Raw genomic sequence first — 22610 nt, forward strand, 5'->3', positions numbered from 1 at the left:
GGTTGCGGAACCAGCGGGTGGTGGATCACTGGCTGAGGTCGACCGTCTGGAGTGCACCGGCCGCGTGGTGGCAGGCAGTGCGGTGACGGCGACGGCTCGCCTCGGTGGTGGGGTCGATGGTCAGGCAGTCCTCGCGGCCGGGAAGTACCAGCGGGCCGATCGGACAGCGGGGGTGGAACCGGCAGCCGGCCGGCGGGTGGTGCGGGTCGGCGGGCTCGGCGTCGGCGACCGCCTGCAGAGCCGGATCCGGCTCGGACAGGGAGGTGGTCCCGCGCTGGGGAGCCGCTGCGAGAAGTTCCTTGGTGTACGGGTGTTGCGGGTCGGTCAGGACGTCCCGGGCCGGCCCGACCTCGACGATGCGACCCAGGTACATGACCGCGATGAAGTCGCTCACGTACCGGACGACGGCGAGGTTGTGCGAGATGAACAACATCGACAGGTGCAACTCGCGCTGCAGTTCGCGGACGAGGTTCAGTACGGTGCCCTGGATCGACACGTCGAGCGCCGAGGTGATCTCGTCGGCGATGATGACGTCCGGCTGACCGGCCAGTGCCCGGGCGATCGCGACCCGCTGCCGCTGGCCGCCCGACAACGCGCCGGGATAGGCCGCCGCGCGGTCGGCATCGAGGCCGACCAGTCCGAGCAGCCGTGCGACCTCCTGCCGGCGATGCTTGGCACCACCGGCGGACCGCGGTACGGCCTCGGCGATCGAGTCGCCGACGGTCATCCGTGGATCGAGGGACGAGTACGGATCCTGGAACACCATCTGCAGCGGCCGGCGCTGCCCGGCGCTATGCCGCAGCGGTACGCCGTCCAGCAGGATCTGCCCGGAGGCCTGCTCGGTCAGGCCGACCGCAGCCCGAGCCAGGGTCGACTTGCCGGACCCGGATTCACCCACCAGACCGACGACCTGGCCCGACGGAACGGTCAACTCGACGTCGTCGACGGCGGTCAGGACGTTGCGGCCCGTGCCGAAGCGGACGGTCACCTGGTCGAAGCGCAGTTCGCTCATCGTTGTCCCGTCCGGATCGACTCGATGCCCAAGTGCCGTCTGCCCGCAGCCTGCCAAGCCGAGTCTCCCTGAGGGTTCCAACAGGCCACCTGATGAGCCGGACCATGGCCGACCAGGTCGGGATCGCTTTCCCGGCACCGATCCTGCGCGAACTCGCACCGCGCGGCGAAGGCACACCCGGCCGGCAAGTGGGCCGGGTCCACTGGCCGACCCGGAATCACCGCCAGCGGTTCGTCCAGGTCCGTGTCCAGATCCGGTACTGCGGCCAGCAGCGCCCGCGTGTACGGATGGCTGGCCCCGGTGGCGAGGTCAGCCGCCGGAAGAACCTCGACGATGCGTCCGGCGTACATCACCATCACCCGGTCGCACACCTGCGCGACAACGGTGATGTCGTGACTGATCAGCAGTACTGCGACGTCGTCGGTCCGCCGGATCGTCTCGAGCAGGCGCAACACCTGCCGCTGCACGGTGACGTCGAGGGCCGTGGTCGGCTCGTCCGCGACGATCAGCGCGGGCGCGCCCATCAGGCCCATCCCGATCATCGCCCGCTGCCGCATCCCGCCGGAGAACTCGTGCGGGTACTGCCCCGCCCGCCGCTCGGCCGCCGGGACGCGGACCGCGCGGAGCCGGTCGATAGCCCGGGCCATCGCCTGACGCCGACTCAGCCCTTGGTGCTCCCGGGCTCCTTCGGCGAGTTGCACCCCGATCCTCTTCGTCGGGTTGAACGAGGTCATCGGGTCCTGGAACACCATCGCGAACGACGTGCCCAGCGACCGTCGCCGCGCGTCCGCAGTACTGCGAACCGCCGGTCGCCCGAGCAGCGGAGCACCGAGGAAGGACAGCGAGGTGGCCTCCACCTGGCCGGGCGGCTCGATCAACTGGGCGACGGCGAGCGCGGTGAGGCTCTTGCCGGAACCGGACTCGCCGACCACGCCGACGATCTCGCCCTTGCTGATGGTGAAGCTGATCCCGCGGACCGGCGTGATCGGCCCGGGGAAGGTGACCCGCAGGTCCCTCACGACCAGGACTTCCTCGGCGTTTCAGGCGCCGCGGGGACGGTTTCCGCCGTCCGGCCGCGGTAGCGCGGTCCGATGACGGCCGTGACTCCGAAGCCCTTCGCCACCGCCTCGCCGAACAGATTGAACGCCAGCCCGGCGATGACCACGGCCACGCCCGGCGCGAGCGCCGCGGCCGGATGCACGTAGATGCCGTTGAGGCTCTCGCCCATCAACCGCCCCCAGTCGTACGCCGGTGGCTGCACGCCGAGGCCGAGGAAGGACAACCCGGAGAAGGCGAGCAGGGCGCCACCCGCGCCGATCGTCGCGTTCACCACCAGCGGTTCGGCGACGTTCGGGAGGACGTGCCGCAGCAGGATCCGGAAGCGGCCCACTCCGGCGATCCGGGCGGCCGCGACGAAGTCCCGTTCCGCTACTCCGGCCGCCAGCGTCTGGGTCAGTCGCGCGAAGGACGGCGCTCCGGCGAAGCCGATGGCCAGCACCGCGCCCTTCGCGCCGACTCCGAAGACCACTGCGAAGAAGAGGGCGAGCAGCAGGCCAGGGAACGCCACGGCGACGTTCACGACGGCAGTGACGAGTCGCCCGGCCCGTCGGCCCAGAAGCAGTGGCGCTGTGCCGAGAGCAAGCCCCGTCAGTACTGCGATCGCGGTCGCCATGAGGGCCAGCAGGATCGAAGTACGCGAGGCTACGAGGACCCGGTAGAAGATGTCGCGGCCGAGGTTGTCCGTGCCCAGCCAGTGGCTCGCGGAGGAACCTTCCAGCAGGTGCTCGGTGTCGATCGCGCTCGCCTGGTCGGACCAGAGGATGGGAGCCAGCAGAGCCAGGAGGAGTACGCCGAGCAGGAGTATCCCCGCGCCGGCGCCGACCGGCGTACGCAGTACTGCGAGCCAGCGGGCCCTTGTCGCCTTGGTCCGCATCAGCTCTCCCGGATGGTCGAACGGGGATCCAGCAGGGCCAGGGTGATGTCGACGACCAGGTTCACCAGGAGGACGCCGACGCCGTACACGAGTACTACGCCCTGCACTAGTGGATAGTCCTTGGCCAGGATGGAGGAGACGATCGTGCTGCCGAGTCCAGGCCAGCCGAAGACGTTCTCGACCAGCACGGTGCCTGCGACCATTCCACCGAGCAGTAGACCGCCCAGGGTGATGGTGGCCGTTACTGCGTTGGGTAGTGCGTGCCTCAGGTAGATGGCGGGAGCCGGTAGTCGCTTGGCTCGAGCTGTCCGCAGGTAGTCCGTCTGCAGTACTGCGAGCAGTTCCACCCTGCAGATCCGGGCAAGGATCGCGGCGGGTCCGATCGCCAGGGAGATGACCGGCAGCACGTACGACGCGGCGTTGCTCCGGCCGGCGACCGGGAGCCAGCCGAGCTTCATCGAGAAGACGTAGACCAGGCCGACCGCGAGCAGGAACTCGGGGATCGCGGCCAGGATCACGGTGGTCGAGGTGAAGCCCAACTCTGTCCTCGGCCTGCGACCTGCCCGGGTGAGGACCCCCAGCACGAGGCCGACCGGTAGTGCGATCAGCACGGCTACCAGGAAGGCGCCGACTGCCAGTTGGACCGTGGCCGGGAGGCGGTCACGGATCACGTCGGAGACGGGGAGGCCGGTGGTGATCGACGTACCGAGGTTGCCGGTGAACAGGTGCTGCAGGAATTGCAGGTACTGCAGCCAGAGCGGGTCGTCGAGGCCTAGGGACTCGCGGCGTGCGTCGATCAGGCTCTTGGTGGCAGATGGTCCGAGGGCTGAGCGGACCGGGTCGCCGGGGATCAGGTGGATCATCAGGAAGGCAGCGGTGACCAGAGCCAGCACCGACACAACCAGCCGCCCAAGCCGCCTGACGGCGAACCGCACCCAGGGGTGGGTGGTCATGGCGGCCAAGGCGCCTGGGGCCCGCCACCCGCCGGTGCTGCCGGGTCCAGGCGGCGTGGCGCCGGGCATCGTGGTGCCGTGGGTCGTGCCGTGGGTCGTGGTCATGGGTTCACCCGCTCCGCCGGCCGACGGGACGTGCTCGGGGTGCTCAACCGAGCATCCGGATCGATCCCGGGATGACGCTGCCCTGGCTCAGTTCGAAGGTCGCGCCCTTGCCGAAGATCGGCACGGTCGAGTTCACGAACGGAACCACGTTCACCTGCTCGAACAGCGCCCGCTCGGCCGCCGCCCAGTCCCCGCACCCGTCCGTCCCGGCGATGGACGAGGCCTTGGCCACAGCAGCGTCGTACCCGGGGTTCTTGATGCTGGAGAAGTTGCTGCCGTCGGGCGGCGTCGTACCGGACAGGAAGCTCACGAGTTGGCTGGGCAGCGACACCGTGAGCGGGATTAGCCCGGCATGCCAGGTGCCTTGCCCTGCGAGGACCACAGTGCTGATCTCCGCAGTGGACACCGCCTTCAGCGAGACCTCAACTCCGAGCTCGGTCCACGCCTTCTGCAGAAGCTCGGCGCCGGACTGCAGCGTCGGGCCGAGGCTCGTCGGGTAGTAGAAGACGAGCGAGAGCTTGGCCCCGCCCTTCTCCCGGATCCCACCCGCACCTGCCTTCCACCCGGCCGCGTCCAGTGCAGCCTTGGCAGCCTCCTGGTCGTGCCCAGGCAGGTTGCCGGTCACGGTGTCCTCGGAGCACGGACCCATGCCTGCGGCAACCAGGCTGGTAGTCGGAGTACCGGTTCCGCTGGTGATCACCTTGCCGAGCTGAGCCAGGTCGAGTCCTTGCGTCAGCGCCCGGCGTACTGCGGGGTCGGCGGTCGGCAGCGAGGCCTTCTGGTTGAACCACAGCTCACCCAGCGGAGTACTGGCACTGCGCTGGAAGAGCTTCTGTGCTTCCAGACGCTGCTTCTCAGGACCCGCGATGGGAACCACGTTGACCTGACCGGACAGCAGCAGGTTCGCCGAGGTGGTCTCGTTGGCGACGACCTTGAGCACCACCTTGTCCGGCAGGCCGGCCTGGTCAGCCTTGAAGTCGCCCGGACCCCAGGCGTACTCCTTGCGACGGTTCAGCGTGTAGTGGTCGCCCGGGACGGCCTCGGCCACGGTGAACATGCCAGTGCCGTCCGAGCCCTGCTTGAGCAGGTTGCGATCCTTCATCCCCTTGCCGCACACGATGTGCAGGCCGCCGACGTTGCGGACCAGGAACGCGTCCGGAGCGGCCGCTGTCACCGTGACGGTTCCGGCCGCGTCGTCGGCGGTCGCCTTGGCGCCCGGCGGGACGTAGACGCCCATCCTGGTGGACTTGTTGGCAGGATTGCCGACGAAGGTGATGTTCTCGGCCACCATGCTCGGGGTCAGCGGACTGCCGTCGGCACAGGTGATCCCCTTGCGCAGCGTGTACTTCGCGCTGGTGGTCGTGCCCTCCCACTTCTCCGCCAGGCCGGCCACCATCTTCCCGCTCGGGTCGAGGTTCACCAGGGCGTCGTACAGGAACCAGTTGACCTGGTGGGTGACCGACAGCGAGGTGAACTGTGGATCCAGGTTGCCCGGGTCGGCCCCGAGCGCCATGGTCAGCGTCTGGCCCTCCACCGGCTTGCCACCCCCGGCACTGGTGGTCTCCGAACCCGAACTGCAGGCGGACAACGCCAGCCCGGCGACCAGCGCGCCGGCCACTGCGACGGTGAATGCGGATCTCATGGTGCCTCCGGGGAAAAAAGTTCAGGGGGTCTGTGGCCGGATGAAGCAGATGGGTGGTCAGGCGGAGCCCGGCGGGTGGTCAGGCGGGGCCCGGCGCATCGCCGGACCGGTCAGGCAGGGACGGGGGCGAATGCCGGATCGGTCAGGCAGGGGCGAATGCCGGGCCGGTCAGGCGGGGGCGCGGCGCATCGCGCGGCCGCTGTGGATGTAGAGGGCCCGGCCGGTGCCGTCGTCGCCCAGGAAGACGTGCGGCGAGTGGAACCCGTTCTCAGGCTTCAGCGCGATCAGGCTCTGCTCGTCCCGGCCCACCAGTTCGACCGGCTCGGGCTTCGCGCCCAGCTCGGCGAAGATTCCCTTCGGCGTCTGGTCGAGCCAGACCTTCCCGTCCTCGTCCTGCCGGATGGTCACGTCCGCGACCTCACAGCTGTAGGTCCCGAGGAACCGGTCGACCTCGACCTGCACCGGTGCGGCCGGCGGCGTCGGCAAGGCCGGCAACTCCAGGCCGGCGAGCTCCTTCACCACGTGCCCGACGACGGTTCGGTACAGGTCGATCAGGTCTCCGCCGTTGGTCAGCAGCGTGACCGCGAGCCCGTGCTCGGGAACGACGCGCAGGAACGCGCCCTGACCGATGGTCCCGCCGTCATGCCCGATCACCTTGGTGCCGGCCCAGTCGAACAGCTCCCAGCCCAGCCCCCACGAGTCACCCATCAGGCCGAGCGCAGGAACCTTCACCTGCGGCTCCTGCATCGCCTCGACGCTCGCTGCGCTCAGTACCTGGGTGCCGTCAGCTGCCTTCCCGGAGTCCAGGTGCAGCTGGGCGAAGGCGAGCAGATCCCGCGGCTGCATCGCGAGCATGGCGCCCGCCGCGGCCATCGAGCGGTTGAGGGCCCAGACCGGCGCGGGAACAGGCTCCGCCTCGGGCGTCGGCCGGATGTGCCCGACCGCGGCGCGATGCAGGATCGCCTCGTACGGGTCGGTGGCCGCGTGCTTCAGCCCGAGCGGGGTGAAGAGGTACTCCCGCAGGCAGGCGTCGAACGGCTTGTCCCGCAGTACCTCGATCAACCGGCCGAGCACGGTGAACGCCGCGTTGTTGTAGGAGAACATCTCGCCCGGCGGGAAAAGCTGGGTGACTTCGGCCAAGGTCGCCAGGTACTTCTCGACGGCATCGTCACCCTTGCCCGTCTCGTTGAAGATGTCGCCCTCGAAGCCCGAGGTGTGGCTCAGCAACTGCCGGACGGTGATCTCGGCGGCCGCGGCGTCGTCCGCCAGGACGAACTCGGTCAGGTAGTCGCGCAGCGGCGCGTCCAGCTCGACCTTGCCCTCGTCCACGAGCTGCATCACCAGCGTCGTCGTCCACACCTTCGTGATCGACCCGATCTGGAACACGGAGTCGGCGGTCGCCTCGACACCGGTCGCCTTGCTCAGGACGCCGGCGGCGTGGTCGATCACCTCGCCACCGAAGGACACCCCCACTGCCGCACCAGGGACCTCGTACTCGGCCAGCAGCGCCGGCAGCCGGTCGTGAAGCCACGTCTCGATCTCGCTCAGGGTCGCCATTCCCCGACGGTAGAACCGCTCGAGCGGCCCGTATTCGTCCGCGACGACAACTGCGGAAGCCGAATCCGTCCATCCGGACGAAGCGAATACCTGCTGGCCGCGCTGCTGTCACCGGTGTGACCATCGAGGGATGCAGACAGGGGAGCAGCGGCACTGGTACGAAGACGGGCTCGACCCCGAGGAGCTCGCCTTCCAGCGGCTCTACGGACCGGTGAAACCCGCGAGCCGCGAAGAGGCGAGGGAACTGCTCGCGGGCTTCGGCGGCGACTGGTGGATCGTCGGCGGTTGGTCGATCGACGCCTTCACCCGGATGCCGAGACCGCACGAGGACCTCGACATCTCCTTCTGGCGCAAGGACGTCGAGCTGTTCCGGGACTGCGTGAAAGGCCGGTACGACTTCTGGTCGGTTGCGAGCGGCCGGATCTTCCCGCTGACCGACCAGCGCCCGGACCTCCCTGACGATGCCGAGCAGGCCTGGCTGCGAGCCCACGCGCTGGCTCCGTGGGAGTACGACCTCGCCCTCAACCCCGACCGCGACGGCCGCTGGATCTTCCGCCGCGACCGCACCCTCGACTACGCCCTGGACGAGGTCACCTGGATCGCCGACGACGGCCTCCGCTACATGACGCCGGAGATGACGCTCGCCCACAAGGCGGCGCTCGACCGCCCGAGGGACCGCGGCGACCTCGCCGCCGTGCTGCCACTTCTGTCGGCGGCCAAACGGACGTGGCTCGCCGAGATGATCCATCACCTCCACCCGGACCACGCCTGGCTGGAGCAGATCCGCGGCTGACGCCGGCCAGTGACTTGCGTCACGATGGCCCACTGAATCCGCTCCTGGGTGTCACGCCCACCGGTTGGCCGGTGTCTCCATGCCAATTCAAGGCCAACTCAAGCCACACCCAGGAGGAGACATGGCCAGCACCACCCGGATCCCCGAGGTCGAGATCACCGGCCTGTACGGACGACTGGTCAAGATCATGAGCCGCCGGATGCTCGGCCAGGTACCGGAGTCGGCCGGCGTGATGTGGAACAACCCGACGGTCTTCAAGGACATGATGGGATTGGGCCAGAAGGTCAAGAAGTGGAACCAGCTGGAGCCGAACCTGGCGTCGCTGGCGACCATGTCCGCGGCCAGCGTGATCGGCTGCAGCTTCTGCCTGGACCTCGGCTACTTCATGGCGCACAACGAAGGGCTCGACGAGGACAAGGCCCGGGAGGTGCCGCGCTGGCGTGAGTCCGATGCGTTCACGGACTTGGAGCGGCAGGTGATGGAGTACGCCGAGGCGATGTGCCAGACCCCGCTGACCGTCACCGACGAACAGTCCGCCGCGTTGCTGAAGGAACTCGGGGCGCCGGCACTGCTGGAGTTGACCGCCAGGATCGGCTTCATGAACGCCAGCGCGCGGGGCAACATCGCCCTCGGCATCCGCTCGCAGGAGTTCTCCGCGGCATGCGGCCTGCGACCGCTCGCCACCCCGTCGGCGGACGTCGCCTCCCCGTCGGCGGACGTCGGCTCGCCGGCATGATCGGTCTCCACAGCATGATCGGTCTCCCGGCATGATCGACGATCCGTTCGTTCGGCACCGCAGTCTGCTCTTCACCGTCGCGTACGAGATGCTCGGCTCGGCCGCCGACGCCGAGGACGTGGTGCAGGAGACCTGGCTGCGGTGGGCGAGCGCGGATCAGGCAGAGGTACGCGACCCACGGGCCTACCTGGTCCGGATCACCACCCGGCAGGCGCTCAACCGGTTGCGCACTCTGTCCCGCCGCCGCGAGGACTACGTCGGCGAGTGGCTGCCCGAGCCGCTGCTGACCAGCCCGGACGTGGCCGAGGACATCGAGTTCGCCGAGAGCGTCTCGATCGCGCTGCTGACCGTGCTGGAGACACTCGGGCCGACCGAGCGGGCCGTGTTCGTACTGCGCGAGGTGTTCGATACGCCGTACGAGGAGATCGCGGAGGCGGTCGGCAAGACCCAGGCGACGGTCCGCCAGATAGCGCGCCGGGCTCGCGATCACGTCGCCGCCCGCCGGCCACGGACGCAGGTGGGCCGGGCCGAGCAGCAGGTGGTGGTCGAGCGCTTCCTCGCGGCGGTCCGGACCGGCGAGCTGCAGAGTCTGCTCGACGTCCTGGCGCCCGACGTCGTCCTGGTCGCCGACGGAGGCGGCGTGGTCACGGCGGTCAAGGTGCCGGTCCAAGGAGCGCGCAAGGTGGCCAACCTGCTCACGACCATGCACAAGTTCGCGCCCGGCCTCGAGCTGACCGTGGCCTGGCTCAACGGGGCGCCCGCGATCCGGGTCGATCCCGGCGGCGAGTTCAACACGGCGATCAGCCTGGTCGTCGAGGACGGCCGGATCAGCCGCGTCTACGCCGTCAGCAACCCGCACAAGCTCGCCTGGCTCACCACCGAGGCGCCCCTGGCCCGGTGACCACACGCGGGGAAGGGCGTTGGCCCGGGGCCCCACACGCGGGAAGCGCCCCGGGCCGCAGCCACGCGCCGGTGGGAACCCCTGCGCGGGAACAACGGCCGCGGACATACTCTTGAGGGTGTTATGACCTCTTCTGGCCGTCGCACGGTCTACCTCGACCACGCCGCGACGACACCGATGCTGCCCGCGGCGATCGAGGCGATGACCTCTCACCTCGGGCGGACCGGCAACGCCTCGTCACTGCACGGGTCCGGCCGGGCCGCCCGGCGTACCGTCGAGGAGTCGCGCGAGACCATCGCCGCGGCGCTCAACGCACAGCCGAGCGAGGTCGTGTTCACCTCCGGCGGCACCGAGGCGGACAACCTCGCCCTGAAGGGCCTCTGGTGGGCCCGGCTGACGGAGGACCCGCGCCGGCGCCGGATCCTGCTCAGCGGGGTCGAGCACCACGCAGTACTGGATCCTGCCGTCTGGCTCGCCCAGCACGAAGGGGCGGAGCTCGAGTGGCTCCCGGTCGACGAACTGGGCCGGGTACGCCCCGAGGAAGTACAACGAGCGATCGAGCAGGACCCTGAGTCCGTGTCCTTCGTCACGTTGATGATGGCGAACAACGAGGTCGGCACGCTCCAGCCGATCCAGGAGATCGCCGCGCTGGCCCAGGCCCACGAGATCCCGATGCACACCGACGCGGTCCAGGCGGTCGGTCAGGTGCCGGTGGACTTCGCCGCCCTGGGCGTGGACGCGATGACGATCTCCGGCCACAAGGTCGGCGGCCCGTACGGGATCGGCGCGCTGGTGGTCCGCAAGGAGACCAAGCTGGTGCCGATCCTGCACGGCGGCGGGCAGGAGCGCGACGTACGGTCGGGCACCCTGGACGCGCCGGCCACCGCCGGGTTCGCGGTCGCGGTGGAGCACGCGGTCAAGCGGCAGATTGACGAGGCCCAGCGGCTGATCGGCCTGCGCGACCGGCTGGTCGACGGCATCGTCGGCACGATCGAGGGCGCCAAGCTGTCGGGGGACCCGGTACGGCGTTTGCCCGGTAACGCACACTTGTCGTTCAAGGACTGCGAGGGAGACTCGCTGCTCCTGCTGCTGGACGCGCGGGGGATCGAGGTCTCCACCGGGTCCGCGTGCAACGCCGGCGTGGCCGAGCCGAGCCACGTACTGCTGGCGATGGGGTACGACGACCAGCGGGCGCGCGGCTCGCTCCGGTTCACCCTGGGGCACACGTCCACGCAAGCCGACGTGGACGCCGTACTGGACCACATCGGTCCAGTGGTCGAGCGGGCGATGTCCGCCGGATTGCAGAACGTGGGAAGGAACAACTGATGCGGGTACTCGCAGCCATGTCCGGCGGGGTGGACTCCGCCGTCGCGGCGGCGCGGATGGCCGAGGCCGGGCACGACGTGGTCGGCGTACACCTCGCCCTGAGCCGTAACCCGCAGTCGTACCGCAGCGGTGCTCGCGGCTGTTGCACGATCGAGGACTCCCGGGACGCCCGGCGAGCCGCGGACGTGATCGGCATCCCGTTCTACGTCTGGGACCTGGCCGAGCGGTTCCACGCGGACGTGGTGGAGGACTTCGTCGCGGAGTACGCGGCCGGCCGGACGCCGAACCCGTGCCTGCGGTGCAACGAGAAGGTCAAGTTCAGCGCGGTCCTCGAGCGGGCGCTGGCGCTCGACTTCGACGCCGTCGCGACCGGGCACTACGCGCAGATCGTGGAGACTCCGGCGGGGCGCGAGCTGCACCGTGCGGTGGACCCGGCGAAGGACCAGTCCTACGTGCTCGGCGTGCTCACCCAGCAGCAGCTCGCGCACGCGTTCTTCCCGCTCGGTGACACGAACAAGACCGAGATCCGGGCCGAGGCCGAGCGCCGCGGTCTGGCGGTGGCGGCCAAGCCGGACAGCCACGACATCTGCTTCATTGCCGACGGCAACACCGCGGGCTTCCTCGGCAAGCAGCTGGGGGAGGCGCCGGGCGACATCGTCGACGCCCAGGGCAACAAGCTGGGCGAGCACCAGGGCACCCACGGTTTCACCGTCGGCCAGCGCAAGGGCCTGAAGATCGGTACTCCGGCCGCCGACGGCAAGCCGCGCTTCGTCCTCGACATCTCCCCGGTGGACCGCACCGTCACCGTCGGCTCGCGCGCGGAGCTCGCGGTCGAGCGGTTGACCGCCTCGAAGCCGCGCTGGTGCGGCCCGGTCCCGACCGGCACCATCCAGGCCAAGGCCCAGCTGCGCGCCCACGGCGAGGAGATCGCCGTCACCGCGCGCCTGGACGACGGCCAGGTCCTGGTCGAGTTCGACGAGCCCGCGGACGCGGTGGCGCCCGGCCAGGCGGTAGTCCTGTACGACGGCACCCGCGTCATCGGCTCGGCCACCATCGACACCGTCCAGCGCGCTACCCAGAAAGTCTGATGTGAGTAGTCCTTTCGGTCCGGCAGCGACAACCGCGATGGGTTCGCTGCCTGGGGAGGATCTGCACGAGTGGCTGAAGGTGGTCCTGGACGCTGTCAGCATCCCGTTTCTCCCGGAGCTTCCTGCTCGGCAATACAGCGACATGGTGAGCCGTGCCGCGGGTCTGGTCACGCAGTTGGCGATGGACCTTCAGCCGGCGGGCTGGCGGCTTACCGGCGGCAACGACCCGCGGGCGAGCTTGGACCAGCGCAGAGCCCGGTCTCGGCTCCTGCAGGACCTGGACGTTCTCGAAGAGCTTGCCGACGGCTATACCGGTCCGCTGAAGCTGCAGGTCACCGGACCGTGGACGCTCGCGGCGACGGTGGAGCTACCTCGCGGCGACAAGGTGCTCGCCGACCACGGAGCTAGGCGAGACCTGGCGGAGGCGCTTGCTTATGGGCTTCAGGAACACGTGGCCGAGGTACGGCGACGAGTCCCCGGGGCTGAGCTCGTCGTACAACTGGATGAGCCGGCGCTGCCCGCAGTACTGGCTGGGGCTGTTCCGACGGCCAGTGGCTGGGGCAAGCATCGCTCTGTCGACGGGCCGGGAGCCGTAGAGCTCCTGACTCCGGCTCTGGAAGCAGTAGCTCCTGCGATCACCGTGGTGCACTGCTGCGCGGCGCGGCCTCCCATCGAGGTGTTCCGCAAGGCCGGAGCCCAGGGAGTCGCTGTAGACCTGGCTTTGCTCACGGAGCAGGCTTGGGAGCAGATCGCGCTGGCGGTGGAGGACGACATCACCCTGTATGCGGGCGTAGTACCGACCACCGGCGCAGTCCCGCATCCCGAGAAGGCGGCCGAGACTCTGCTCCGCCGCTGGCACGAGATCGGGCTGTCCCACGAGCTGCTCAAGCAGGTCGTCATCACCCCAGCGTGCGGACTCGCGGGCTCCCCGTCACCGGACGACGCCCGCGCCCGCCTGGAGCTGTTGCGCCGTACAGCCGATGTCGTGGCAGAGGCCGCAGAAGCCTAATTTCGTCGGTCGTCGGCGGTAAGTTCTCCTTCATGAGTACGGAGATTCCCGACACGACAGCCGCCGATCAGCCTGCCGCGCCGCCCGAGGTGAAGGCCAGGCACGCGGAGCTGAGCCGGGAGATCGAGGAGCACCGGTTCCGCTACTACATGGCCACCTCGACCATCTCCGACGCCGACTTCGACGCGTTGATGCACGAGTTGCAGGGCCTCGAGGAGCAGTACTCCGAGCTGCAGACGCCGGACTCGCCGACGCAGAAGGTCGGCGTACCGATCTCGACGCTGTTCACCCCGGTCCAGCACCCGACGCGGATGGAGAGCCTGGGCAACGCGTTCTCGGCCGAGCAGATGGACGCCTGGGCGAAGCGGCTGGAGCGCGAGGTCACGGTCAAGCAGATCAACGACAGCGGTTTCCTGTGCGAGCTCAAGGTCGACGGCCTGGCGCTCGACCTGGTCTACGAGAACGGCCGGCTGGTCAGCGGCGCCACCCGCGGCGACGGCCGGACCGGTGAGGACGTCACGCTGAACGTCCGCACCATCGACGTGATCCCGAACGAACTGAACGGCGACGACCTGCCCACCTTCCTGGAGGTCCGCGGCGAGGTCTACTTCCGGGTCGAGGACTTCACCGAGCTGAACGCGCAGCTGGTCGAGGCGGGCAAGGACCCGTTCTCCAACCCGCGCAACAGCGCCGCCGGTTCGCTGCGGCAGAAGGACCCCCGGGTCACCGCGACCCGCCCGCTGCGCTTCGTCGTGCACGGTCTCGGCAAGGTCGAGGGGTGGCACATCGGCCGCCTCTCGGAGGCGTACGAGCAGCTGAAGGCCTGGGGTCTGCCGGTCAGCGACCGCGCCCGCCGGGTCGAGACCCTGGCCGACGTCAACAAGTTCATCGAGTACTACGGCGAGAACCGGCACTCCGTGGACCACGAGATCGACGGTGTCGTGGTCAAGGTCGACGAGGTCGATCTGCAGCGCGCCCTGGGCTCGACCTCGAGTGCTCCGCGCTGGGCGATCGCGTACAAGTACCCGCCGGAAGAGGTCACCACCAAGCTGCTGAACATCGAGGTCAACGTCGGCCGCACCGGCCGCGTCACCCCGTACGGCGTGATGGAACCGGTCCGGGTGGCCGGCTCGACGGTCGAGTTCGCCACCTTGCACAACAGCCAGGAGGTCGAGCGCAAGGGCGTCTGGATCGGCGACACCGTCGTCCTGCGCAAAGCGGGCGATGTGATCCCCGAGATCCTCGGCCCGGTGATGGAGCTACGCCCCGACGACGCCTACCCGTTCCGGATGCCGACCGAGTGTCCTTCCTGTGGAACGGAACTGCGGCCGATGAAGGAAGGGGACGTGGACATCCGCTGCCCCAACTCCCAGTCCTGCCCGGCCCAGGTGCGCGAGCGGATCTTCCACCTGGCCGGCCGGTCCGCGTTCGACATCGAGGTGCTCGGCTTCAAGGCCGCGGACGCGCTGATCAGCAGCGAACTGATCGCCGACGAGGGCGACCTGTTCGCGCTGACCGAGGAAGACCTGGCCCGGAGTGCCTTCTTCACCACCAAGGCCGGCGCGCTGTCGGCGAACTCGCAGAAGCTGATCGCGAATCTCGAGCAGGCCAAGACGCAGCCGTTGACCCGCGGGCTGGTCGCGCTCTCGATCCGGCACGTCGGCCCGACCGCGGCGGCCGCGCTCGCGGCGGCGTACGACGACATCGACGCGATCCGGGCCGCCTCGGAGGAGGAACTGGCCCAGATCGAGGGCGTCGGCCCGACCATCGCGCACGCGGTGATCGAGTGGTTCCAGGTCGACTGGCACCAGGCGATCGTGGACAAGTGGAAGGCCGCCGGCGTCCAGTTGCGGCAGGAGCGCACCGGACCGGCCGTCGAGCAGACGCTGACCGGGTTGTCGATCGTGGTGACCGGCACCGTCGAGGGGTTCAGCCGCGACGAGGCGACCGAGGCGATCGTGTCCCGCGGTGGCAAGGCGGCCAGTTCGGTGTCGAAGAAGACCTCGTTCGTGGTGGTGGGCGATTCGCCGGGATCCAAGTACGACAAGGCCGTTCAGCTGGGTGTCAGGATTCTGGACGGGACCGGTTTCCGGATCCTGCTCGACGAAGGCCCCGAAGCGGCGGCCGCGGTGGCGACCACACCGGAGCCCGACGAAGGATAGTTGCGCACGGTGGGATCCGGCGCGGCTCCTGATCCGTCCGACTGTTAGTTTGCACCTTCTACACGTGGGTTTCTAAGGAGCGCATATGACTACGCCGCCACAAGGACCGTGGGGTCCTGGGCAGCCGGGGGGACAGCCGGGCGGGCAAGGGGGACAGCCCGGAGGCCAGCCAGGACAAGGCGGCTGGGGACAGCAGCCGGGTCAGGGCGGCGGTGGTTGGGGTCAGCGCCCCGGCGGCCAGCAGCCGGGGCAGCCGCCTGTTCAGCCGCAGCCAGGTCAGGGACAGCCGCCGCAGCAAGGTGGCGGTGGCTGGGGTCAGCCCGGGCAACCGCAGCCAGGTCAGCCGCAACAGCCCGGTCAGGGCGGTTGGGGTCAGCAGGCCCCGCAGCCGGGTGGCTACCAGCAGCAGCCCTGGGGCCAGCAAGGCCAGCAGGGTCAGGGCGGTTGGCACACGCAGCAGGGCGGCCAGCAGCCTTGGCAGCCCGGCGGTCCGGGCGGCCCGAACAAGGGCGGCATCCCCAAGGACAAGCTCCCGATGGTGATCGGCGGCGGCGTGATCGGCCTGGTGCTGATCGGCCTGCTGGTCTTCCTCGGCGTGCGTGCGCTCGGCGGCGACGACGAGCCGACCGCCAACCCGACCACCTCGGAGCCGAGCGGCCAGCCGTCGACTCCCGGGACCGAGCCGACGGGTCAGCCGTCCGGCGAGCCCTCGGGTGAGCCGACGAACAACCCGCCCGCGGGTTCCCTCGGCAACGCGACCGGCCAGGCGAAGGGTGCGACCGACAAGCTGCAGAGCGCCGGGTACCAGTGCAGCGACCTGTTCAACGGCGCCCAGGGCGCCCACCGCGGTTGCTTCAAGTACGACGGCGCCACCTCGGCCGAGGTCATCTACCAGTTCCAGCCCGACGGCACCATCACCGGCGTACTGATGAAGTCCCAGGACCGCGACAACGTCAACAACGCCGGCGTCACCTTCGACGCGGCGCTGCAGGCGATCGGCAACGACACCTTCGGCGGTAGCGAGGTGGCCAAGGTCCAGGCCGCGGTGAAGACCGGCCAGAAATCCCAGAAGGTCGGCAGCAGCTGGGGCGAGTTCCAGCTCAGCAACAACGGTGACAACCTGCAGTTGCGGGGCGGCAAGTCCGGTTCGGACTCGTACGAGCTGCCGCGCAAGCAGTTCGAGACCACCGAGGCCCAGTTGCAGGCGGCGCTGAAGCCGAAGCAGTACAACTGCAGCACCTCCTGCCGCAAGACGGTCGGCAAGTACGGCTCGCAGACCATCTACGGCTACGGCAGCTCGGGCGGCGGCCTCCGGGTCTTCGACATCCGCGTCTCGGGTGACACCGACGACGTCAAGGCAGCCCTGCCGGTCGCGGTCGGCGACGGGTTCGGCGCCCTGAAGGGCCCGGACGTGGCGGCTGTGAAGGCGTACGTCGACTCGCACAACGACGGCAAGTCGTACGCTTCTTATGTGTCCGGGTGGCGGGTCGAGATCACCACGAACAATGACGACGACTACTCGTCGCAGACGATCTCGGTGCGCTACGAGTCGTTCTACGTGTGAGTCGGCCGTCGGCCGGGTTCTGAGGCTGAGATGAAGTTCGATCCGGAGAAGCGGGAGACCCGGGCGGTGGTCAAGCCACCGCCGGAGTCCGCCCACCGGGTGGACGGGGGCGGCCCGTGGGGGCCGACCCAGTTCGACCTCCCGGAGCGCAGCGGCAGCAACGCGCAGGCGATCGTGATCGTGGCGCTGGTCGGCGTGGTCGTCCTGCTGGTGATCGTCGGCATGTGGGTGCTCGCCTACATCGAACTGAACTGAGCCCTTGAACGACAGCGGGCCCTCCCCGAATCGGGGAGGGCCCGCTGCTGCGTTCTGGTGTTCGCGGCCTCGGCCGCGCGTTGGCCTGGGGTCAGGCGGTGGCGCGGATGGTGACTGCGAGGTTGGCCAGATAGCTCAGCCGGGCCACCTCGGAGCCGAGGAACTCGGGTCCACCGCGGCGGCCGATCACCAGCACCCGGCGGTCCGACTCCAGCGGAGCGGCGACCAGTACGGACTCGGCCAGGCCCTTGTGGTCCGGCGCGGCCAGAGTGGTGGCCTTCTCCAGCGGCAGCCACTGCTCGACCAGTTGACCGAACTCCGGCGTCGCGCTCGTCTCCAGCGCCACCTTGATCTCGCTGCCGGTGCCGTCCAGCAAGGCCGCCCAGTCGGCGTGCAGCACCGAGGGCGCCTGCTCGACCAGGATGTCGACCGCTTCGGCGGGTGCCGACGTCATCTGCTCGACGGCTTCGAGGTCCATGTGCAGCCCACCGCCGGCGCCGTACCGGGAGAACCAGATCACTTCGACGTCCGGTACGCCGTTGCAGGCCGAGACGAGCCGGTCGGGCAGCACACCCGGCGGCAGGTCGACCACGATGTCGTCGACGGCGGTGCCGTTCTCGCGTCGGTGCTCCACGATCTCGATCGCGTGGATGTCGGCGCTCACCTCACCGAGGGCCGTCGCCACGGTGCCCAGCGAACCGGGTCGGTCCGGGATGATCAATCGCAGCAGGAACACCGAACGATCATCTCCCAGCCGAATACCACGCAAGTTACGCCCTGTCGCGGCCAATGTTACAGAGCGGAACAAAGTGACACGCCCGGGGCTCTCACCTGGCGAACATTTTCCTGGCTCGCGCTGCACCGGCGACAGGAAACACAGGCGTCACGGCGGACCACTAGGATGGCGTGGTCCGTAGGTGCGAGGCCTCCCAGCCGCACCCAGCCAGCAACTCGCTGTAGACCATTGGAATCCTTCATGCCATCGATTACCCGCGAAGAAGTCGCGCATCTGGCGCGACTGGCGCGGATCGAGCTCACCGAAGCCGAGCTCGACCACCTCGCTCCGCAGCTCGACCAGATCATCGGCCTGGTCGCGCAGGTCAGTGAAGTGGCCGCCGAGGACATCCCGCCGACGTCGCACGCTCTCCCGCTCACCAACGTGATGCGCGAGGACGAGAACGTGCCGTGCCTCACGCCGGAGCAGGCGCTGTCCGGTGCGCCGGCCGCGGAGGAGCAGCGTTTCCGGGTGCCGCGGATTCTGAGCGAGGAGGCGTGATGAATGATCTGACTCGTAAGACCGCTGTCGAGTTGTCCGAGCTGATGAGCTCGGGCGAGACCAGCTCTGTTGAGATCACCCAGGCTCACCTGGACCGGATCGGCGCGGTGGACGACGCGGTACACGCGTTCCTGCATGTCGACACCGAGGGCGCGCTGGCGCAGGCGGCCGACGTGGACGCACGCCGCGCCCAGGGCGAGGAGCTCGGCCCGCTGGCCGGCGTACCGCTGGCGCTGAAGGACGTGCTGACCCAGGACGGCATCCCGACCACCGCCGGCTCGAAGATCCTCGAGGGCTGGAAGCCGCCGTACGACTCGACCGTGGTGAAGCGGCTGAAGGCGGCCGGCATCGTGATCCTCGGCAAGACGAACATGGACGAGTTCGCGATGGGCTCGTCGACCGAGAACTCGGCGTACGGGACCACCCACAACCCGTGGGACCTGAACCGGATCCCCGGTGGTTCCGGTGGCGGTTCCTCGGCCGCGGTCTCGGCGTACCAGGCGCCGCTGGCGATCGGTACCGACACCGGCGGCTCGATCCGCCAGCCGGCCGCCTTCACCGGCACGGTCGGCGTCAAGCCCACGTACGGCGGCACGTCGCGGTACGGGTTGATCGCCCTGGCCTCCAGCCTGGACACCCCCGGCCCGTGCGCGCGGACCACGCTCGACGCGGCGCTGCTGCACGAGGCGATCGCCGGGTACGACCCGATGGACTCCACCTCCATCAACCAGCCGGTTCCCGCCGTCGTCGAGGCGGCTCGTCGCGGTGACGTGACCGGCCTGCGGATCGGCGTCGTCAAGGAACTCGGCGGCGAGGGTTACCAGCCGGGCGTCGAGGCGCGCTTCCACGAGGCGGTCGAGCTGCTCACCAAGCTCGGCGCCGAGGTGGTCGAGGTGTCCTGCCCGCACTTCAAGTACGCGTTGCCGGCGTACTACCTGATCCTGCCGAGCGAGGCCTCGTCCAACCTGGCCAAGTTCGACGCGATGCGGTTCGGTCTGCGGGTCGGCGACGACGACCTCAACGACGCGGAGAAGGTGATGAGCCTGACCCGCGCGGCCGGTTTCGGCGACGAGGTCAAGCGCCGGATCATGCTCGGCACGCACGCGTTGTCCAGCGGGTACTACGACGCCTACTACGGGCAGGCGCAGAAGGTCCGGACGCTGATCGCCCGCGACTTCGAGCGCGCCTACGAGCAGGTCGACGTCCTGGTCTCGCCCGCGACGCCGACGACCGCGTTCGCGATCGGCGACCGGATCGACGACCCGATCGCGATGTACAAGAACGACCTGTGCACGATCCCCTCGAACCTGGCGGGCAACGCCGCCGGGTCGTTCCCGATCGGTCTGGCCGACGAGGACGGAATGCCGGTCGGCTTCCATGTGATGGCCCCGGTGATGCGCGACGACCTGTGCTACCTGGTCGGTGCCGCGCTCGAGTCGGCCTACGCCGAACAGTGGGGTGGCGTGCTGATGTCGCAGGCTCCGGAGTTGGAGGTCACCCGATGACTGTTGTTGCCGATGTGCTGTCCATCGACGAGGCGCTGGAGAAGTTCGACCCGGTGATGGGCCTGGAGGTCCACGTCGAGCTGAACACCCGGTCGAAGATGTTCTGCGGCTGCCCGACCGAGTTCGGCGCGCCGCCGAACACCCAGACCTGCCCGGTCTGCCTCGGCCTGCCCGGCGCGCTGCCGGTGGTGAACGCCCGCGCGGTCGAGTCCGCGATCAAGATCGGCCTCGCGCTGAACTGCGAGATCGCCGAGTGGTGCCGGTTCGCCCGGAAGAACTACTTCTACCCGGACATGCCGAAGAACTTCCAGACTTCGCAGTACGACGAGCCGATCGCCTTCAACGGGTGGACCGAGGTCGTCGTCGACGGCGAGACCTACCGGATCGAGATCGAGCGCGCCCACATGGAGGAGGACACCGGCAAGTCCACCCACGTGGGTGGCGCGACCGGGCGGATCCACGGCGCCTCGCACTCGCTGGTCGACTACAACCGGGCCGGCATCCCGCTGATCGAGATCGTCACCAAGACGATCGAGGTGCCGCCGGCGAAGGCGGCCGCGGTGGCACGCGCGTACGTGAGCATGCTGCGGGATCTGCTGCTGGCGCTGGACGTTTCGGACGTGCGGATGGATCAGGGGTCGCTGCGCTGCGACGCCAACGTGTCGCTGAAGCCGCACGGGACTGCCGCTCTGGGGACGCGGACCGAGACGAAGAACGTGAACTCGTTCCGTTCGGTCGAGCGTGCGATCACCTACGAAATCACCCGGCAGGCGGCCATCCTGGTTGCCGGCGGCAAGATCCTGCAGGAGACCCGGCACTGGCACGAGGACACGGGCATCACCACGGCCGGCCGGGAGAAGTCCGACGCCGACGACTACCGGTACTTCCCGGAGCCGGACCTGGTCCCGGTGGCGCCGGCCCGCGAGTGGGTCGAGGAACTGCGCAAGACCCTGCCCGAGGCACCGCCGATTCGCCGGGCGCGGTTGCAGACCGAGTGGGGTTTCACCGATCTCGAGATGCGCGACGTCGTGAACGGTGGCGCGCAGACGCTGATCGAGCAGACCGTCGCGCTCGGGGTGGCTCCTGCCGCTGCCAAGAAGTGGTGGCTGGGTGAGCTGGCTCGCGCTGCGAACGAGGCTGGCAAGGATCTGGATGGCCTTGGGGTCGGCCCGGCCGAGATCGCCGAGGTGCAGAAGCTGGTCGACTCCGGTGCGCTGAACGACAAGCTGGCGCGTCAGGTGTTCGACGGTCTGGTCAAGGGCGAGGGCACTGCTGCCGAGATCATCGCGGCGCGTGGGCTGGCGCTCGTCTCTGACGACTCCGCGCTGGGCGAGGCGGTCGACCGCGCGATCGCGGCGAACCCGGACGTGGTCGAGAAGGTCCAGTCCGGCAAGCCCGCCGCGGCCGGTGCCCTCATCGGCGCCGTGATGAAGGACATGCGCGGCCAGGCCGACGCCGCCAAGGTCCGCGAACTGGTGAACAAGAAGCTGGGAATCTAGTACGCCGCTGGGCCCGGCCGCCTCGTCTGCTGGTGCCGGGCCCAGCGGTTTCGTTCCTGGTTGTGGTGATGCCGGCTGTCTCAGCGGGTGATGGTGACGCGGAGGATGCGGTCGTCGTCGTTCTGCGCGTCGCCGCGGCCGTCGGTGTTCGACGTGGTCAGCCACAGCGAGCCGTCCGGAGCCACCTCGACCGTCCGCAGCCGGCCGTACTGCCCGGTGAAGAAGGCGACCGGTTCACCCGTCCGCTTGCCCCCGGCAACCGGGATCGCCCACAGCCGCTCACCCCGCAGGCTCGCCATGAAGATGTGGCCCTGGGCAAACGCTATGCCGGACGGCGACGCCTCGTTCGTGCGCCACTGCGCGAGCGGATCCACCATCCCGTCGAGCCTGCTGATCCCCTCCGCGCCGGGCCAGCCGTAGTTCGCCCCAGCGGTGATCGAGTTCAACTCGTCCCACGTGTTCTGCCCGAACTCGGCGGAGTACAACTGGGTCCCGTCGAAGGCGAGACCCTGTACGTTGCGGTGGCCCTTGGAGAACCACGGTTTGTTGCCCGGGTTCCCCGGTGCCGCCTTGCCGTCGGTGGTGATCCGCAGAATCTTGCCGCCGAGCGAGTCGTCGTCCTGGGAGGTCGGCCGATCGCCGCCGTCACCCGTACCGGCGTACAGGAAGCCGTCCGGACCGAATCTCAACCGCCCGCCATTGTGGATCGCGGCCTGTGGGATTCCGTCCAGAATGACGCTGGGGTTGCTGATCCGATTGCCGCTGAAGGTCAGCCTGGCGATCCGGTTGTCGTCGCTGCTGGAGTAGTAGGCGTACACGTACGGCCGCCGCGGGTACTGCGGATCCACGGCGAGTCCCAAGAGCCCACCTTCGGATGACGGATCCACTCCCGGCACGGTGCCAACGTCGCTGACTTGGTTGCCTTGGACCCGCTTGATGTCCCCGGAGTCCCGCTCGGCCACCAGCGCCGACTTGTCCGGCAGGAACGCCAACCCCCACGGCACCTCGATCCCCGTGGCCACGGTCCCGGCAACAGTCAGCTTCACCGGCCCCGACGGCGTCGCGCTCGTCGCCGGAGTGCTCGGAGTACCCGACGTGCTCGGCGCCGGCGTCGACGGCTGCTGACTGGGCGAGGAACTGGACACCGACGGCTCGGCATCCCCACCCCCGTCCGAGCACCCGGCCGCCAACGCGAGCACCACGACGACGGCGGCCGAAGTACGGGCCTGCCGCAACCGAACGCTCCTCAGCCCACGTGCCTCAGCCATGAACACTCCGTCTCCCTAGCCCAACC

21 protein-coding genes are annotated in these 22610 nt (G+C 69.2%); 12 read left to right on the top strand and 9 right to left on the bottom strand.

Annotated features, from left to right (window positions below):
* Positions 1–25: 25 nt before the first annotated feature.
* The 6 genes from ABD255_RS14645 to ABD255_RS14670 form a co-directional block, all read right to left on the bottom strand.
* Positions 26–1012, bottom strand: coding sequence for an ABC transporter ATP-binding protein (locus ABD255_RS14645; RefSeq protein WP_344213990.1), 987 nt, complete (start codon positions 1010–1012; stop codon positions 26–28).
* Positions 1009–2031 carry an ABC transporter ATP-binding protein gene (locus ABD255_RS14650; RefSeq protein ID WP_344213992.1) on the bottom strand — a complete coding sequence of 341 codons (1023 nt, stop codon included), beginning with the start codon at positions 2029–2031 and terminating at the stop codon, positions 1009–1011. The genes ABD255_RS14645 and ABD255_RS14650 overlap by 4 nt, the downstream gene beginning before the upstream one ends.
* Positions 2028–2945, bottom strand: coding sequence for an ABC transporter permease (locus ABD255_RS14655; RefSeq protein WP_344213994.1), 918 nt, complete (start codon positions 2943–2945; stop codon positions 2028–2030). Before ABD255_RS14655 ends, ABD255_RS14650 begins: the two co-directional genes overlap by 4 nt.
* Entirely contained in the window at positions 2945–4003 is a 1059-nt protein-coding gene (locus ABD255_RS14660; protein ID WP_344213996.1) for an ABC transporter permease, read from the bottom strand. The genes ABD255_RS14655 and ABD255_RS14660 overlap by 1 nt, the downstream gene beginning before the upstream one ends.
* A gap of 43 nt (positions 4004–4046) precedes the next feature.
* On the bottom strand, positions 4047–5645 hold the full coding sequence (locus ABD255_RS14665; protein WP_344213998.1) for an ABC transporter substrate-binding protein: 1599 nt from the start codon (positions 5643–5645) through the stop codon (positions 4047–4049).
* A 168-nt stretch (positions 5646–5813) separates the two neighbouring features.
* On the bottom strand, positions 5814–7202 hold the full coding sequence (locus ABD255_RS14670) for a serine hydrolase domain-containing protein (protein ID WP_344214000.1): 1389 nt from the start codon (positions 7200–7202) through the stop codon (positions 5814–5816).
* A 130-nt stretch (positions 7203–7332) separates the two neighbouring features.
* Between ABD255_RS14670 and ABD255_RS14675 the strand changes: the two genes are divergently transcribed.
* The 7 genes from ABD255_RS14675 (at position 7333) to ligA (ending at position 15217) form a co-directional block, all read left to right on the top strand.
* Positions 7333–7995 (top strand): nucleotidyltransferase domain-containing protein, encoded by a 663-nt coding sequence (locus ABD255_RS14675; protein WP_344214002.1) that lies wholly within the window; start codon positions 7333–7335, stop codon positions 7993–7995.
* 121 nt (positions 7996–8116) lie between these two features.
* Positions 8117–8731, top strand: a complete 615-nt coding sequence (locus ABD255_RS14680; protein WP_344214004.1) for a carboxymuconolactone decarboxylase family protein — start codon at positions 8117–8119, stop codon at positions 8729–8731.
* 31 nt (positions 8732–8762) lie between these two features.
* Complete coding sequence (locus tag ABD255_RS14685) at positions 8763–9632, top strand: RNA polymerase sigma-70 factor (RefSeq protein ID WP_344214006.1); 870 nt, start codon at positions 8763–8765, stop codon at positions 9630–9632.
* Between the two features lie 123 nt (positions 9633–9755).
* Positions 9756–10958, top strand: coding sequence for a cysteine desulfurase family protein (locus tag ABD255_RS14690; RefSeq protein ID WP_344214008.1), 1203 nt, complete (start codon positions 9756–9758; stop codon positions 10956–10958).
* Positions 10958–12046, top strand: a complete 1089-nt coding sequence (gene mnmA / locus ABD255_RS14695) for a tRNA 2-thiouridine(34) synthase MnmA (protein ID WP_344214010.1) — start codon at positions 10958–10960, stop codon at positions 12044–12046. Before ABD255_RS14690 ends, mnmA begins: the two co-directional genes overlap by 1 nt.
* Positions 12047–12083: 37 nt before the next feature.
* Complete coding sequence (locus ABD255_RS14700) at positions 12084–13055, top strand: uroporphyrinogen decarboxylase/cobalamine-independent methonine synthase family protein (RefSeq protein WP_344214013.1); 972 nt, start codon at positions 12084–12086, stop codon at positions 13053–13055.
* Positions 13056–13087: 32 nt separating this feature from the next.
* Entirely contained in the window at positions 13088–15217 is a 2130-nt protein-coding gene (ligA, locus tag ABD255_RS14705; protein WP_344214015.1) for an NAD-dependent DNA ligase LigA, read from the top strand.
* Between the two features lie 58 nt (positions 15218–15275).
* Here the strand turns inward: ligA and ABD255_RS14710 are convergent, their stop codons facing one another.
* Entirely contained in the window at positions 15276–15668 is a 393-nt protein-coding gene (locus tag ABD255_RS14710; RefSeq protein WP_344214017.1) for a hypothetical protein, read from the bottom strand.
* 84 nt (positions 15669–15752) lie between these two features.
* On the opposite strand from ABD255_RS14710, the gene ABD255_RS14715 reads away from it, so the two are divergent.
* Together ABD255_RS14715 and ABD255_RS14720 are read left to right on the top strand one after the other, a co-directional pair.
* Positions 15753–16781 carry a PT domain-containing protein gene (locus ABD255_RS14715; protein WP_344214019.1) on the top strand — a complete coding sequence of 343 codons (1029 nt, stop codon included), beginning with the start codon at positions 15753–15755 and terminating at the stop codon, positions 16779–16781.
* A 30-nt stretch (positions 16782–16811) separates the two neighbouring features.
* Positions 16812–17036: a hypothetical protein gene (locus ABD255_RS14720; RefSeq protein WP_344214021.1), complete on the top strand. Its 225-nt coding sequence runs from the start codon at positions 16812–16814 to the stop codon at positions 17034–17036.
* A gap of 91 nt (positions 17037–17127) precedes the next feature.
* Here ABD255_RS14720 and ABD255_RS14725 read toward each other — a convergent pair whose 3' ends face one another.
* Positions 17128–17772: an amino acid-binding protein gene (locus ABD255_RS14725; protein ID WP_344214023.1), complete on the bottom strand. Its 645-nt coding sequence runs from the start codon at positions 17770–17772 to the stop codon at positions 17128–17130.
* A gap of 240 nt (positions 17773–18012) precedes the next feature.
* On the opposite strand from ABD255_RS14725, the gene gatC reads away from it, so the two are divergent.
* From gatC to gatB, 3 genes are read left to right on the top strand one after another with little or no spacing between them, the layout of a single operon-like run.
* Positions 18013–18312, top strand: coding sequence for an Asp-tRNA(Asn)/Glu-tRNA(Gln) amidotransferase subunit GatC (gene gatC, locus ABD255_RS14730; RefSeq protein ID WP_344214025.1), 300 nt, complete (start codon positions 18013–18015; stop codon positions 18310–18312).
* The gene (gene gatA, locus ABD255_RS14735; RefSeq protein WP_344214027.1) at positions 18312–19817 is read left to right on the top strand and encodes an Asp-tRNA(Asn)/Glu-tRNA(Gln) amidotransferase subunit GatA; all 1506 of its coding nucleotides are present in this window, start codon (positions 18312–18314) and stop codon (positions 19815–19817) included. The genes gatC and gatA overlap by 1 nt, the downstream gene beginning before the upstream one ends.
* Entirely contained in the window at positions 19814–21316 is a 1503-nt protein-coding gene (gatB, locus tag ABD255_RS14740; RefSeq protein ID WP_344214029.1) for an Asp-tRNA(Asn)/Glu-tRNA(Gln) amidotransferase subunit GatB, read from the top strand. The genes gatA and gatB overlap by 4 nt, the downstream gene beginning before the upstream one ends.
* 80 nt (positions 21317–21396) lie before the next feature.
* Here the strand turns inward: gatB and ABD255_RS14745 are convergent, their stop codons facing one another.
* On the bottom strand, positions 21397–22584 hold the full coding sequence (locus ABD255_RS14745) for a PQQ-dependent sugar dehydrogenase (RefSeq protein WP_344214031.1): 1188 nt from the start codon (positions 22582–22584) through the stop codon (positions 21397–21399).
* Positions 22585–22610: the final 26 nt, after the last annotated feature.

This window comes from Kribbella sancticallisti, from assembly GCF_039530625.1.
Classification (GTDB): Bacteria; Actinomycetota; Actinomycetes; order Propionibacteriales; family Kribbellaceae; genus Kribbella; species Kribbella sancticallisti.

Coding starts and splice junctions, on each gene's coding strand:
- ABD255_RS14645 (WP_344213990.1), bottom strand. CDS start 1,012: ATGAGCGAACTGCGCTTCGACCAGGTGACCGTCCGCTTCGGCACGGGC.
- ABD255_RS14655 (WP_344213994.1), bottom strand. CDS start 2,945: ATGCGGACCAAGGCGACAAGGGCCCGCTGGCTCGCAGTACTGCGTACG.
- ABD255_RS14660 (WP_344213996.1), bottom strand. CDS start 4,003: ATGACCACGACCCACGGCACGACCCACGGCACCACGATGCCCGGCGCC.
- ABD255_RS14665 (WP_344213998.1), bottom strand. CDS start 5,645: ATGAGATCCGCATTCACCGTCGCAGTGGCCGGCGCGCTGGTCGCCGGG.
- ABD255_RS14670 (WP_344214000.1), bottom strand. CDS start 7,202: ATGGCGACCCTGAGCGAGATCGAGACGTGGCTTCACGACCGGCTGCCG.
- ABD255_RS14675 (WP_344214002.1), top strand. CDS start 7,333: ATGCAGACAGGGGAGCAGCGGCACTGGTACGAAGACGGGCTCGACCCC.
- ABD255_RS14680 (WP_344214004.1), top strand. CDS start 8,117: ATGGCCAGCACCACCCGGATCCCCGAGGTCGAGATCACCGGCCTGTAC.
- ABD255_RS14685 (WP_344214006.1), top strand. CDS start 8,763: ATGATCGACGATCCGTTCGTTCGGCACCGCAGTCTGCTCTTCACCGTC.
- ABD255_RS14690 (WP_344214008.1), top strand. CDS start 9,756: ATGACCTCTTCTGGCCGTCGCACGGTCTACCTCGACCACGCCGCGACG.
- mnmA (WP_344214010.1), top strand. CDS start 10,958: ATGCGGGTACTCGCAGCCATGTCCGGCGGGGTGGACTCCGCCGTCGCG.
- ABD255_RS14700 (WP_344214013.1), top strand. CDS start 12,084: ATGGGTTCGCTGCCTGGGGAGGATCTGCACGAGTGGCTGAAGGTGGTC.
- ligA (WP_344214015.1), top strand. CDS start 13,088: ATGAGTACGGAGATTCCCGACACGACAGCCGCCGATCAGCCTGCCGCG.
- ABD255_RS14715 (WP_344214019.1), top strand. CDS start 15,753: ATGGTGATCGGCGGCGGCGTGATCGGCCTGGTGCTGATCGGCCTGCTG.
- ABD255_RS14720 (WP_344214021.1), top strand. CDS start 16,812: ATGAAGTTCGATCCGGAGAAGCGGGAGACCCGGGCGGTGGTCAAGCCA.
- gatC (WP_344214025.1), top strand. CDS start 18,013: ATGCCATCGATTACCCGCGAAGAAGTCGCGCATCTGGCGCGACTGGCG.
- gatA (WP_344214027.1), top strand. CDS start 18,312: ATGAATGATCTGACTCGTAAGACCGCTGTCGAGTTGTCCGAGCTGATG.
- gatB (WP_344214029.1), top strand. CDS start 19,814: ATGACTGTTGTTGCCGATGTGCTGTCCATCGACGAGGCGCTGGAGAAG.
- ABD255_RS14745 (WP_344214031.1), bottom strand. CDS start 22,584: ATGGCTGAGGCACGTGGGCTGAGGAGCGTTCGGTTGCGGCAGGCCCGT.